A 12973-nucleotide genomic window follows, 5' to 3' on the forward strand; every position below is an offset into this window, starting at 1 on the left:
TCTCCCGCCGTTTCTACGCGTAGGTCACCAGCAGCGGGGAGTGGTCGGACCAGCGCTGTTCCACCGTGGGCGCCTTGTCCACGCGGCTTGTCTGGGCCCGGTCCAGCATGGCCCGGGTGGCGGCCTGGTAGTCGATGCGCCACCCCGCGTTGTTGTTGAAGGCCTGCCCGCGGTAGGTCCACCAGGTGTAGGGGCCGTCCTGCTCCGGGTCCGGGTGCAGGCGCCGGTCGACGTCGAACCACACCGGCTCCGCGGCCGCGGTCCAGACCTTACCGCCCGGGTAGTCCACTACCCCGCGCCAGTCGCCCAGGCCGGCCTTATCCTGCGGGTTAGCGTCCGGGAAGCTGCCGAAGACGTGGTCCATGAAGGCGCGCTCCTCCGGCAGGTGGCCGGAGACCTTCTCGTTGGGCTTGTTGTTCTTCAGGTCCTGGGAGCGGTGGCAGATATTCCAGTCGCCGCCGATGACCATCTGCGGGTAAGCTTCCGCGCGCTCGGCCAGGACCTCGGAGAACTGGCTCAGGAAGCGGTACTTCTGGTCCTGCTTTTCGGTGCCGGTGTCCCCGCTCGGCAGGTAGAGCGAGGCCACGCGCAGGGCGCTGCCGCCGGCGGCGGCCGCCGGGTCCTCGACGGTGGCCTCGATCCAGCGCCCGGAGTCGCCGAAGGTGCCCAGCCCGACGACGACGTCGCTCAGCGGGGTACGGGACAAAATGCCCACCCCGGCCCGGCCCTTGGTGCCCGGGTCCAGGGACTCGGCCATCGCCAGGTGCCAGCCGGCCTCCAGGGCCGGGGCCAGGGCCTTTTCGGTCTGGGCTTGCGATGCCCGCACCTCTTGCATCAGCACTACGTCAGCATCAGTGTCTTGCAGCCAGGCGTTCATGCCCGGGTTGTTCTCGTTGCGCTGTTTGCAGGCCGCGCGGATGCCGTTGACGTTGACGGTGGCGATGGTAAAGCTCATGCTGCAAAGCTTAACGCGCGCGCTGCGCGAGCGCCCAGATGCCCACGGCAATGGCGGCGAGCACCGCGCCTGCCAGCGCCGGGGAGCCGTAGCCCCACCCCGCGCCAACCACGGCCCCGCCCAGGGCGGCGCCGGCCGCGTTGGCGGTGTTCAGCGCGGACTGGTTCAACGCGGCGGCCAGGGTCTGGACCTTGCCCGCGTAATCCAGCAGGCGCACCTGCAGCGGCGGCTGCAGCGCCATGCCGAAAACGCCGATGAACATGAACGTCACGATGGCCGGCACCACCGCGGTGGAGGCGAAGTAGAAGGCCAGCAGGGAGATGTACAACAGCCCGACGCAGAGCACCAGGCCGCGCTCGACGTTCCAGTCGGCCAGCCGGCCGCCCAGCCAGTTGCCGGCGGTCATGCCCAGGCCGAAGAGCATGAGGATGAGCCACATCCAGCCCGCGTCCAACCCGGCGCGCTCGGTCATCACCCAGGTGATGTAGGTGTAGACGGCGAACATGCCGCCAAAGCCCACCACGCCGATGGCCAGGGTCAGCCAGACCTGGCGGTTGGCCAGGGCGGAGAACTCAGTGCGCAGGGAGGTCGCCGGCATGAGCGTCATGTGCGGCATAACCACCCACAGCAGGGCCAGGGCCACTGCGGCCAGGCCGGCGACGATCCCGAAGGCGGCCTTCCAGCCGACGGCATCGCCCACGGCCTGGGCGGCGGGCACGCCGAAGATGGTGGCCACGGTCAGGCCGGTGACTACGAAGGCCAGCGCCCGCCCGCGCTCCTTGGGCGGGGACATCGACGCCGTGGACAGCATGGCCACGGAGAAATACGCCCCGTGCGGGATGCCCGCCACAAAACGCGCGCCCAGCAGCACCGGGAAGGAGCCGGCCACCACGGACAGGGCGTTGCCGGCCACGATCACCGCCAGCAGGACGATGACCAGGCGCCGGCGAGGCTGCCGGGCCGTCAGCGCGGCCACGCCGGGCGCGCCGACCACCACGCCCAGGGCGTAGGCGGAAATCACCGCGGAGGCCTGATCCTCCGTCACGCCTAGGTCCCCGGCGATAAGCGGCAGCAGCCCCATCGCGGCGAACTCGGTAGTACCCAGGGCGAACGCGCCCAGGGCCAGCGAGAGCATGACCACCTTCCGGCGGGCCGGGGTGATCTCGGTTTGGACAGGCCGCGGGCGCCGGCGCAGCGCCGGTTGCGGGACGTGGAGACGGGACATGAAAAATTCCCTCCTTCCGGACAGCGGGGACTAGAAAGGCGCAGGCGGCGCGGTACTGCAGCCGGACTGCGCTTGGGAAGGCCGTAGCAGGCCTGTAAGCTAGCGGGTTTTCGCGGCGCGGGCCTTGGCGGCCTGGGTGATGAACCAGATGACGATGGCGCTAACCGCTAGGCCCGCGCCGGCCAGGGCCGGGCTGGCGTAGCCGAGGCCCGCACCGACCACGGCCCCGCCCAGCGCGGCGCCGGAGGCGTTGGCCAGGTTAAGCGCGGAGTGGTTGAGCGCGGCGGCGAGCGTTTGGGCATCGCCAGCGACGTCCATGAGCCGGATCTGCAGCGAGGGCACCAGGGAGGAGCCAAAAAAGCCGATGATGCCGAAGTTCAGCACGCCTAGCACCGGCGACTGGGAGGTGAAGTAGAAAGCCACGAGCACGACGGCGATCATCACCAGCGAGAACAGGATGCCCTTTTCCAGGTTGCGGTCGGCCAGGGTGCCGCCGAAATAATTGCCGGCCACGTTGCCTATGCCGTAGGCCATCAGCACCAACCAGATGAGCGACGGGTCTAGGCCGGCGCGCTCGGTCATGGTCCAAGAGATATAGGTATAGACCGCGAACATGCCACCGAAGCCGACGGTGCCCATCGCCAGCGTCAGCCAGACCTGGCTGCGGCCGAAGGCGCCCAGCTCAGTGCGCACGGACGTGGCCGACATGCGGGTCATGTGCGGCATGAGGAACCACAGGGCCACCAGGGTGGCCACGCCGATGAGCGCGACCAGGAGGTAGGCCGCGTGCCAGCCGGCCGCCACGCCGAGCGCCTGGGCGGCGGGCACGCCGGCCACGGTCGCCACGGACAGCCCCATGCCCACCAGGGCCACGGCCTTGCCGCGTTTGCCGGCCGGGGCCATCGAGGCCGCGGCTAGGCCGGCGACGGAGAAATACGCGCCGTGTGGCAGGCCCGCGATGAAGCGGGCGCCCAGCAGCTGCGGGTAGTTGGCAGCCACCACGGACAGGGCGTTGCCCAGAGTGAAGGCGATCATCAGCAGGATCAGCAGCCGGCGGCGCGGCGTGCGGCCGGTGACCGCGGTAATCAGCGGCGCGCCGACCACCACACCCAGCGCGTACGCGGAGATGGCGTGGCCGGCCTGGTCCTCGGTGATGCCGAAGTCGTCCGCGATGAGCGGTAGCAGGCCCATGGAGACGAACTCCGTGGTGCCGATCCCGAATCCACCCAGCGCCAGTGCGACCATAACCACGCGGCGGCGGAGCTCGGAGATCTCGGTCTGCCGCGGCTTCGGCTGGCGGCGCAGGGCCCGCCCGGGCTGTCGCTTCTGGGGTTCTGATTGGTTGCGCATCGGGCTCAGAGTACGCCGCGACAAATATATTCGCACGTCAGCGCCATATTCCCGTGAACTTTCCAACGCGCACGCGCAACCGGTGACGCACATCACCTAGGCGTGACTAGGGCGCACCCGGCCCATACCGCTAAAGTAGGTAACCCTAAGCAAGCCCCACCTAGGAGGTTCCCTGACATGAGCAAATCTCATCTCCCCTCTGCCGCCCGTCGCCGCGGCCTCACCGGCCCCGGCCGTGCCGCCCGCACCGCCGCAGCCATCGCCACCGCCGCCTGCCTATCCTTCGGGCTGGCGGCCTGTTCCAGCGATGAGGCCGGCAGCGACTCGTCGACCAATTCAGCCTCCGGGGAGAGCGCGGCCAACGACGCCGACGCGGCGCAGTTCCCCACCACCGTGACCCACGCCTTCGGCGAGACCACCATCGAGCACGCGCCGCAGCGCGTGGCCACCGTCGGCTGGTCCAACCAGGAGGTCCCGCTCGCCCTCGGCATCGTGCTCGTCGGCATGGCCAAGGTGACCTGGGGCGACGACGACAACGACGGCATGATGCCCTGGGTCAAGGACAAGATCGACGAGCTCGGCGGCGAGCAGCCCGCGCTCTTCGACGAGACCGACGGCATCCCCTTCGAGCAGGTCGCCGACACCCAGCCGGACGTCATCCTGGCCGCCTACTCCGGCCTGACCCGGGAGGACTACGAGACCTTGTCCAAGATCGCCCCGGTGGTCGCCTACCCCGACATCCCCTGGGCGACTTCGCTGGAGGACATGGTCACCCTGAACTCCCAGGCACTCGGCAAGCCTGACCAGGGCCGCGAGCTCCTGGAGGATCTGGAGTCGCAGGTCGACGCCGCGCTCGAGAAGTACCCGAAGCTCGGGGGGACCAAGCCGCTGTTCACCGCCTTCGGGGGCGCGTCCGACAAGTCGAAGATCGGCTTCTACACCACCGGGGATACCCGCATGGGCTTCCTCGTGGACCACGGTTTCGAGGCCCCGCAGATCGTCAAGGATCACTCGGAGAACACCGAGAGCTTCTGGGAAGAAGTCTCGGCCGAAAACCCCGAGCAGTTCGAGGACGTCGACTTCCTCATCGCCTACTCCTCCGGCAACGCGGACGAAGACGCCAAGGCCATCGAGGACATGCAGAAGGATCCACTGCTGTCGAAGATCCCCGCCGTCCGCGACGGCCGCATCGCCCTGCTGCCCGACGGCCCGCTAGGAGCGGCTGCTAACGAGTCCCCGCTGGCCCTGCCCCAGACCATCGACGATTACTTCCGAATTCTGAACGACGCCGTTGAAGATTAGAAATTCCGCTGTTGTCGCCCTGCTGATCCTCGCCGCCGTCGCGGCGGCGGTCAGCTCCGTCATGTTCGGGGCCCGTTCCATCGGCGTCGCCGACGCCCTCGACGCCCTCCGCGGCCTGTCCGCCACCCCGGAGCAGGCGGTGGCCTATACCCGCCTGCCGCGCACGGTCATGGCGCTGGTGGTGGGGGCGGCCCTCGCCGTCAGCGGCACCACCCTGCAGGCCGTCACCCGCAACCCGTTGGCCGATCCGGGGATCTTCGGGGTTTTGTCCGGCGCGTCCTTGGCCGTCGTCATCGGCATCGCCTTCGGCGGGCTGGCGAGCGCGCTCGGCACCATGGTGGTGGCCATCGTGGGCGCTTTCGCCGCCGCCGTCTTCGTCTACGTGGTCGGCTCTTTGGGGCGTGGTGGAGCCACCCCGCTCAAGCTCGCCCTGGCCGGGGCGGCCACCGCGGCGGCCTGCTCCGGGCTGGTCAGCGCCATCCTGCTGCCGCGCACCGACGTCATGGACCGCTTCCGCTTCTGGCAGATCGGTTCCGTGGGCGGCGCCCAGTGGGACCTGCTCGGGATAGCGGGCCCGCTGCTGGTGCTGGGCCTGCTGATCGTCGTGGTACACACGGGCGGGCTGAACGCCTTGGCGCTTGGCGACGACGTGGCCACGGGGCTCAGCGTCAAGGTGCTGCGCACCCGCCTGCTGGCCACCGTCGGCGCCGTCATTCTGTGCGGCACCGCCACGGCCCTAGCCGGGCCGGTCAGCTTCGTCGGCCTCATCGTCCCGCACGTCATGCGGCTGCTGATGGGCCCCGACAACCGCTGGCTGGTGCCCGCGACGGCCCTGGCCGGAGGCGTGCTGCTGACGGTGGCCGATACCGTGGGCCGGCTTATCATCCGCCCGGAGGAACTCGCCGTCGGCATCATCACCCCGCTCCTCGGCGCCCCGCTGTTCATCTGGATTGTCCGCCAAGTCAAGGTGCGTGAACTCGCATGACAACGCTTCCTTCCCCCGCGCTCAGCGCCGAGCGGCTGCGCGCCCAGCGCAACCGCCGGCGGGCCCGCTACGCCGTGACCCTGACGCTACTGGGCATCGCCGTGCTCGCCCTGTGGTGGATAACCCTCATGGTGGGTGAGACCACCTACTCTGCCAGCGAGGTTTTGGGCGTTCTGCGCGGGCAGACGGTCCCGGGCGCTTCCTTCACCGTCGGTGACCTGCGCCTGCCGCGGGCTACCGCGGCGGTCGCGGCCGGGATCGCCTTCGGCATCGGCGGCGCCACCTTCCAGACCCTGCTACGCAACCAGCTGGCCTCCCCGGACATCATCGGCATCTCCGCCGGGGCCTCGGCCGCCGGGGTCACCGCGATCACCTTCCTGCACCTGTCGCAGACGGCCACCTCCGCCCTCGCGCTGGTGGCCTCGCTGGCGGTCGCGCTCATCATCTACCTCACCAGCCTGAAGTCGGGCTTTTCGGGCACGCGCCTGATCCTCGTCGGCATCGGCTTCGCCGCCCTCCTCCAGGCCTGGGTCAACTACGCGCTGTCCCAGGCCGCCGCGTGGGATCTGAACACCGCCACCCGCTGGATCACCGGCTCCCTCAACAACATGAGCTGGGAGCGCGGCCTGCCCCTGCTGGTCGTGGTCGCCGTCGTCGCCCCCGGCATGCTGGTGCTCTCCCACGTGCTCAACCTGCTGGCCTTGAACGACGAGCTAGCCATTGGCTTCGGCCTGCGCGTCAACCTCTCGCGCGTGCTGCTCATCCTGGGCGCGGTCACGCTGATTTCCGTGGCCACCGCGGCCACCGGCCCCATCGCGTTCCTGGCCTTCATGTCCGGGCCTATCGCCCGCTGGCTGATCCCGCGCGGCTTCCCCGTGCTGGGGCCCGCCGCCTTAGTCGGCGCGGTACTGGTGCTGGCCGCGGACCTAGCGGGCCAGCTTTTCTTCGGCACCCGCTACCCAGTCGGCGTTATCACCGGCGTGCTGGGCGCGCCCTTCTTAATCCTCGTTCTCATCCGATCCCACCGCTAAACCGATCCCTGCGTTAGGAAAGTCATGACCGGTCAATTACACGCCCGCGACCTCCGCCTCGATTACGGGCACGGCACCATCCTGGACGGCCTCGAGGTCACACTCACCCCCGGCGCGATTACCTCCATCGTCGGCCCCAACGGCTGCGGCAAGTCCACCCTGTTGCGCTGCCTGTCCCGGCTGCTGGCGCCGACCTCCGGGCAGGTGTGCTTAGACGGGCACGACATCAGCTCCCTGCCCACCAAGCAGCTGGCCCGGCAGCTGGGCCTGCTGCCGCAGTCGCCGGTCGCCCCGGACGGGATCATCGTGGCCGATCTCGTGGGCCGCGGGCGCACCCCGCACCAGGGGCTGCTCGGCCGCTGGTCGCAGGAGGACTACCGGGTAGTCGCCGAGTCCCTGGAGGCCACCGGCACCGCCGCGCTGGCCGAGCGCGCCGTCGACGAGCTTTCCGGCGGGCAGCGCCAGCGCGTCTGGATCGCCATGGCCCTGGCGCAGCGCACCGGCATCCTCCTGCTGGACGAGCCGACCACCTACCTCGACGTCAAGCACCAGCTCGAGGTCCTCGACCTGCTCACCGACCTCAACCGGGACAACGGCACCACCATCGTCATGGTCCTCCACGACCTCAACCTCGCCGCCCGATATTCGGACGAGCTGGTGGCGGTCTCCGGCGGCGACATCTACGCCCACGGCGCGCCCGCGGAGGTCATTACCCCCGACGCCGTCCGGCACGTCTTCGGCATCGACTGCCAGGTCATCACCGACCCGGTCTCCGGTACGCCGGCCGTCATGCCCATGGGCCGGCACCACGTCAAAGAGCAACCGCGCTAGACAGCACTAGTCCCACTCCGCCTACTCCACTACCCCATCGACTCCATCGAGATTCTTAGAGGTCTACCCCATGCCATTTCTGCCCTTCCTCGCCCGGGTCCGGGCCAGCCAGCGCATTAGCCCCAACTTCCAGCGCGTGACCTTGTCCGGGCTGGCGGACATGGGCCCGGCCGGGCCGATCCGAGACCTGCGCATCAAGCTCATCATCCCCGGCCCCGAGCCGCTGACCGGTTTCGCGGGCGCGGCGGATTGGTTCGCCACCTGGCGCGGCCTCGATCCCCGCGTGCGCGGGGACATGCGCACCTATTCCATTCGCGCCCGCCGCGGCGACGAGGTCGATATTGACTTCGCCCTGCACGCCGGCGCCAACCCCGGCCCGGCCTCCGCGTGGGCCGAGTCCTGCCAGCCCGGCGATACGCTGTGGCTGATCGGGCCGACGGCGGATGATTCCACCGGCGCCGGCATCGAATTCCAACCCGGCAGCAGCGAGCGCGCCCTGCTCTTCGGCGACGAGACCGCCCTGCCCGCCATCGCCCGCATCCTCGACGAGTGGCCCGAAGGGCTGGCCGGCCACGCCTTCATCGAAGTGCCCGATGCCGCCGATGCCGAGGCCCAGGCCCGCGACATCGCGCTGCCCGACCGGGTGGAGCTGACGTGGCAGGTCCGGGACAACGCCGCGCGCGGGAGCCTGCTCACCGACGCGCTGCGGGAGGCGGTCACCGCGGGGTCGGCAGATGCTGCGGCAGGCGAGGCAGAAAAGACTACATCGGCAGCCAAGCCGGCTCCCGCGGGAAAAGCTCGTGACGCCGCTGAGTCCGACGGGGGCGCCGCCCTGGTGTGGGAGACCCCCCCAATTTTCGTCATCGGGCGAGACCCTCCCGCCCGCGGGTCCGGCATTGCGCGATTATTACTGGATCGCCGGGGAATCGGGCGTGGTGACCGGCATGCGGCGCTACTTGGTGAAGGAATGCGGCATCGACCGCCGGCAGGTGTCTTTTATGGGGTACTGGCGCCTGGGCCGGGCGGGTTCCTAAAAATCCATAGAATTCGGCGCTGGGGCGGGGTAAACTGGTCCAAGCTGTACTTTAGTTAATCGACACTACGCAAGAGGAGATACTTACCTTGGCTAAAATCATGTGGACTCGCACCGACGAAGCGCCGCTGCTGGCGACCTACTCGTTCAAGCCGGTCGTCGAGGCATTCGCCTCCACCGCTGGGATCGACGTCGAGACCGCGGATATCTCCCTGGCTGGCCGCATTGTCGCCCAGTTCCCGGAGCGCCTGACCGACGAGCAGAAGCAGGACGACGCCCTGGCCCAGCTCGGTGCCCTGGCCAAGCGCCCGGAAGCCAACATCATCAAGCTGCCGAACATCTCCGCCTCCCTGGTCCAGCTGAAGAAGGCCATCGCGGAGCTGCAGGCCGCCGGCTACAACCTGCCGGACTACCCGGACAACCCGTCCACCGACGAAGAAAAGGACATCGCCGTCCGCTACGACTCCGTCAAGGGCTCCGCCGTGAACCCGGTACTGCGTGAGGGCAACTCCGACCGCCGCGCCCCGGAGGCCGTGAAGAACTTCGTCAAGAAGCACCCGCACCGCATGGGCGAGTGGTCCGCTGATTCCAAGACCAACGTCGCCACCATGTCCGACGGCGACTTCCGCCACAACGAGAAGTCCGTCATCATCGACGGCGAGGACTCCCTGACCATCAAGCACACCGCCGCGGATGGCACTGAGACCGTCCTGCTCGACGGCCTGAAGGTCCAGGACAAGGAGGTCATCGACGGCACCTTCATGTCCGCCAAGGCCCTGGACGAGTTCCTGCGCGCCCAGGTCGCGCGCGCCAAGGAAGAGGGCGTGCTCTTCTCCGCGCACCTGAAGGCCACCATGATGAAGGTCTCCGACCCGATCATCTTCGGCCACGTGGTGCGCGCCTTCTTCGCCGACGTCTACGACAAGTACGGCGAGGAGCTGCTGGCCGCCGGCCTGAACGGCGAGAACGGCCTGGGCGCCATCTACGACGGCCTGGAGAAGCTGGACAACGGCGCAGAGATCAAGGCCGCTTTCGACGCCGCCTACGAGGCCGGCCCGGACCTGGCCATGGTCAACTCCCACAAGGGCATTTCCAACCTGCACGTGCCCTCCGACGTCATCATCGACGCCTCCATGCCGGCCATGATCCGCACCTCCGGCCACATGTGGAACAAGAACGATGAGGAGCAGGACACCCTGGCCGTCATCCCCGATTCCTCCTACGCCGGCGTCTACCAGGCCGTCATCGAGGACTGCAAGGCCAACGGCGCCTTCGACCCGACCACCATGGGTACCGTCCCGAACGTCGGCCTGATGGCCCAGAAGGCCGAGGAGTACGGCTCCCACAACAAGACCTTCAAGTCCCCGGCCGACGGCAAGATCGAGGTCGTCAACTCCGCCGGCGACGTACTCATCTCCCACGACGTCGAGGCTGGCGACATCTGGCGCGCCTGCCAGACCAAGGACGCCCCGATCCAGGACTGGGTCAAGCTGGCCGTCAACCGCGCCCGCCTGTCCGGCATGAAGACCATCTTCTGGCTGGACCCGGAGCGCGGCCACGACGCCAACCTGATCTCCCTGGTGGAGAAGTACCTGGGCGACCACGACACCGAGGGCCTGGACATCGAGATCATGGATCCGGTGGCCGCCACCAAGACCTCCGTGGAGCGCATCCGCCGCGGCGAGGACACCATCTCCGTGACCGGTAACGTCCTGCGTGACTACAACACCGACCTCTTCCCCATCCTGGAGCTGGGCACCTCCGCCAAGATGCTCTCCGTCGTCCCGCTGATGTCCGGCGGCGGCCTCTTCGAGACCGGTGCGGGCGGCTCCGCCCCGAAGCACGTCCAGCAGGTCGAGGAGGAAAACCACCTGCGTTGGGACTCCCTGGGCGAGTTCCTGGCCCTGGCCGAGTCCTTCCGCCACGAGCAGCAGTGCAACGGCAACGAGAAGGCCGGCGTCCTGGCCGCCGCCCTGGACCGCGCCACCGAGCGCCTGCTGAACGAGGGCAAGTCCCCGTCCCGCAAGGTCGGCGAGATCGACAACCGCGGCTCCCACTTCTTCCTGGCCGCCTTCTGGGCCGACGAGCTGGCTAACCAGTCCGACGACTCCGAGCTGGTTGAGAAGTTCGCCGCCGTCGCCAAGGAACTGAACGAGCAGGCCGACGAGATCGCCCAGGCCCTGCTGGACATTCAGGGCTCCCCGGCGGATCTGGGCGGCTACTACCTGCCGGACGAGGCCAAGGCCACCTCCGTCATGCGCCCGGTCGACAAGTACAACCAGATCATCGACGGCCTGAAGGCTTAGGGAACCACTTCGCCTTCTCCGCCTAGCGCGCACTAAGCCCCGGGATTTCCCCGGGGCTTTTCGCATGCCTTGGGGCGGGAAACCCGGTCGCCCAGCTTCCCGCCCCAAGCGGCGCCGGAGTCCCAGGACGGTTTCCCGCCGGGAAGCCGGCTTTGCCGTTATCCTGAAGGGCATGGATAAAGGCACCCACGACCGTGAATTCGACATCGTCCTGTTCGGCGCGACCAGCTTTGTCGGCACCACCACCGCGCGCTACCTGGTGGACCACCACCCGGAGCTGAAGATCGCCGTGGCCGGCCGCAACGCGGACAAGCTCGCCGCGTTGGACCTGGGGGTGGAGGCCATCGTCGCCGACGCGAAGGACGCCGCGGCTATCGATGCCCTGGTCCAGCGCACCGCGGTGCTGATCTCGACGGTGGGGCCATATACCCGCTACGGCGACGAGGTCGTGCGCGCCTGCGCCCAGTATGGGACCCACTACGTGGACCTGTGCGGCGAGGCCCTGTTCATCCGCCGCACCATCGACCAGTGGCACGCCACCGCCCAGGAAACCGGGGCGAAGATCGTGCCCTCGTGCGGGTTCGACTCCGTGCCCTCCGATATGGGCATGTTCCACCTGTTTAGCTCCGCCGGCTACCCGGAGTTCGCGGAGGTGACCATGGCGGTCGAGCACCTCCAGGGCGGGCTGTCCGGCGGCACCATCGACTCGATGCGCGCGGTCAGCAAGGACGCCAAGGACATGCCCAAGGGCGGGGCCATCCTGCACAGCCCGCATTCGCTGTCCCCGGATCACAAGCAAGAGCCGGATCTGGGGCCCGAGCCGGACCTGGTGGTCGATTTCGACAAGCTGCTGCAGCAGTGGGCCGGGCCGTTTTTCATGGCCATGTTCAACACCCGCGTGGTCCGCCGCAGCAACTCCCTGCTGGGGCACGCCTACGGGCCCATGCGCTACCGCGAGGTCATCCCCACGGGCACGGGCCTTGCCGGCAAGATCAAGGCGCACCTGCTCAAGGCCGCGACCGCCGCCGGCTTCGCCATCATTATGGTGGACAAGCTGCGCCGGCCGCTGTCCCGCTTCATTCCAGAGCCGGGCGAGGGCCCAAAGGACATCGACGCCGGCGGCTTCGTCATCTCCCACACGGGGCTGACCACCGACGGCGCGCTGCACACCTCCCGCGTGGCCGCCGAGGGCGATCCCGGGTACAAGACCACCGCGATGATGCTGGCCGAGGCGGCCGTCACGCTGGCCACCCAGCCCGCGGATCTGCCCGAGACCAGCGGCGTGCTCACGCCGGCCACCGGCCTGGGCCGGCCGTACCTGCGCGCACTGCAGGCCCACGGCATGCGTTTTAGCTAGAGTGCCCGACTAACACTGCGGCCCGCAGCCAGGCCGCATGTACTCGGTCATCGCCGTTTTCTTCCGGGTGGAAGCTCAGCGCGGTGACGGCCCCGGCGCGCACGCCCACGATGGCGGGTTCGCCGTCCGGCCCGGGCACGCGGGAGAGCACCTCCACTCCCTCGCCCACGCGGGTGACAATCGGCGCGCGGATGAAGCTGGCGTCGACGGTCAGGTCCGCGCCGACGGGCACCGCCTGCTCCGCGGAGTGGCGCTGGGAGCCGAACGCGTTGCGGCGCACGGTCACGTCCAGCACCCCCAGGGTCTGCTGCCCCGGGGCGGGGTTGTCCAGGTCCCGGGCACAGTAGATGAGCCCGGCGCAGGTGGCCAGGGTGGGCAGGCCGCCGCCTATGGCCTCAGCCAGCGGACCTGCCAGGCCGAAGGTGCGGGCCAGCTTGTCGATGACGGTGGACTCGCCGCCGGGGATGACTATCCCGTCGAGGCCGTCCAGGTCCCGCGGCATCCGCACCCGGCGGGTCTCGGCCCCAAGGCCGCCCAGGATTTCTAGATGTTCTTCCACCCCGCCTTGCAGGGCAAATACGCCAATGCGCATGTGGGG

Annotated in this window: 11 protein-coding genes and 1 pseudogene; 8 read left to right on the top strand and 4 right to left on the bottom strand. The window is 68.9% G+C overall.

Annotated features, from left to right (window positions below; translation table 11 throughout):
- Nucleotides 1-13 precede the first annotated feature (13 nt).
- The 3 genes from VVS03_RS07685 to VVS03_RS07695 all read right to left on the bottom strand — a co-directional run bounded on the left by VVS03_RS07685 (nucleotide 14) and on the right by VVS03_RS07695 (nucleotide 3530).
- On the bottom strand, nucleotides 14-955 hold the full coding sequence (locus VVS03_RS07685) for an exodeoxyribonuclease III (protein ID WP_368534308.1): 942 nt from the start codon (nucleotides 953-955) through the stop codon (nucleotides 14-16).
- A gap of 10 nt (nucleotides 956-965) precedes the next feature.
- Entirely contained in the window at nucleotides 966-2180 is a 1215-nt protein-coding gene (locus tag VVS03_RS07690) for an MFS transporter (protein WP_368534307.1), read from the bottom strand.
- A gap of 99 nt (nucleotides 2181-2279) precedes the next feature.
- Nucleotides 2280-3530 (bottom strand): MFS transporter, encoded by a 1251-nt coding sequence (locus VVS03_RS07695; protein ID WP_368534306.1) that lies wholly within the window; start codon nucleotides 3528-3530, stop codon nucleotides 2280-2282.
- A 177-nt stretch (nucleotides 3531-3707) separates the two neighbouring features.
- Between VVS03_RS07695 and VVS03_RS07700 the strand changes: the two genes are divergently transcribed.
- From VVS03_RS07700 to VVS03_RS07735, 8 genes and pseudogenes are all read left to right on the top strand, one after another.
- Entirely contained in the window at nucleotides 3708-4832 is a 1125-nt protein-coding gene (locus tag VVS03_RS07700) for an iron-siderophore ABC transporter substrate-binding protein (protein WP_368534305.1), read from the top strand.
- Nucleotides 4822-5817, top strand: coding sequence for a FecCD family ABC transporter permease (locus tag VVS03_RS07705; protein ID WP_368534304.1), 996 nt, complete (start codon nucleotides 4822-4824; stop codon nucleotides 5815-5817). Before VVS03_RS07700 ends, VVS03_RS07705 begins: the two co-directional genes overlap by 11 nt.
- Nucleotides 5814-6848: a FecCD family ABC transporter permease gene (locus tag VVS03_RS07710; RefSeq protein WP_368534303.1), complete on the top strand. Its 1035-nt coding sequence runs from the start codon at nucleotides 5814-5816 to the stop codon at nucleotides 6846-6848. The genes VVS03_RS07705 and VVS03_RS07710 overlap by 4 nt, the downstream gene beginning before the upstream one ends.
- Nucleotides 6849-6872: 24 nt before the next feature.
- Nucleotides 6873-7679 (top strand): ABC transporter ATP-binding protein, encoded by an 807-nt coding sequence (locus VVS03_RS07715; RefSeq protein WP_368520067.1) that lies wholly within the window; start codon nucleotides 6873-6875, stop codon nucleotides 7677-7679.
- Between the two features lie 70 nt (nucleotides 7680-7749).
- Nucleotides 7750-8379: pseudogene (locus tag VVS03_RS07720) on the top strand (siderophore-interacting protein); the annotation flags it as partial.
- 34 nt (nucleotides 8380-8413) lie between these two features.
- Entirely contained in the window at nucleotides 8414-8713 is a 300-nt protein-coding gene (locus VVS03_RS07725; RefSeq protein ID WP_368534669.1) for an SIP domain-containing protein, read from the top strand.
- An 88-nt stretch (nucleotides 8714-8801) separates the two neighbouring features.
- Nucleotides 8802-11018, top strand: coding sequence for an NADP-dependent isocitrate dehydrogenase (locus VVS03_RS07730; protein WP_368534300.1), 2217 nt, complete (start codon nucleotides 8802-8804; stop codon nucleotides 11016-11018).
- A 172-nt stretch (nucleotides 11019-11190) separates the two neighbouring features.
- Entirely contained in the window at nucleotides 11191-12375 is a 1185-nt protein-coding gene (locus tag VVS03_RS07735) for a trans-acting enoyl reductase family protein (RefSeq protein WP_368521331.1), read from the top strand.
- Here the strand turns inward: VVS03_RS07735 and pdxT are convergent.
- The gene (gene pdxT, locus VVS03_RS07740; protein ID WP_368534299.1) at nucleotides 12368-12967 is read right to left on the bottom strand and encodes a pyridoxal 5'-phosphate synthase glutaminase subunit PdxT; all 600 of its coding nucleotides are present in this window, start codon (nucleotides 12965-12967) and stop codon (nucleotides 12368-12370) included. The genes VVS03_RS07735 and pdxT overlap by 8 nt on opposite strands.
- Between the last annotated feature and the right edge of the window lie 6 nt (nucleotides 12968-12973).

Source organism: Corynebacterium sp. LK2537 (genome assembly GCF_040946485.1).
Taxonomy (GTDB): Bacteria; Actinomycetota; Actinomycetes; order Mycobacteriales; family Mycobacteriaceae; genus Corynebacterium.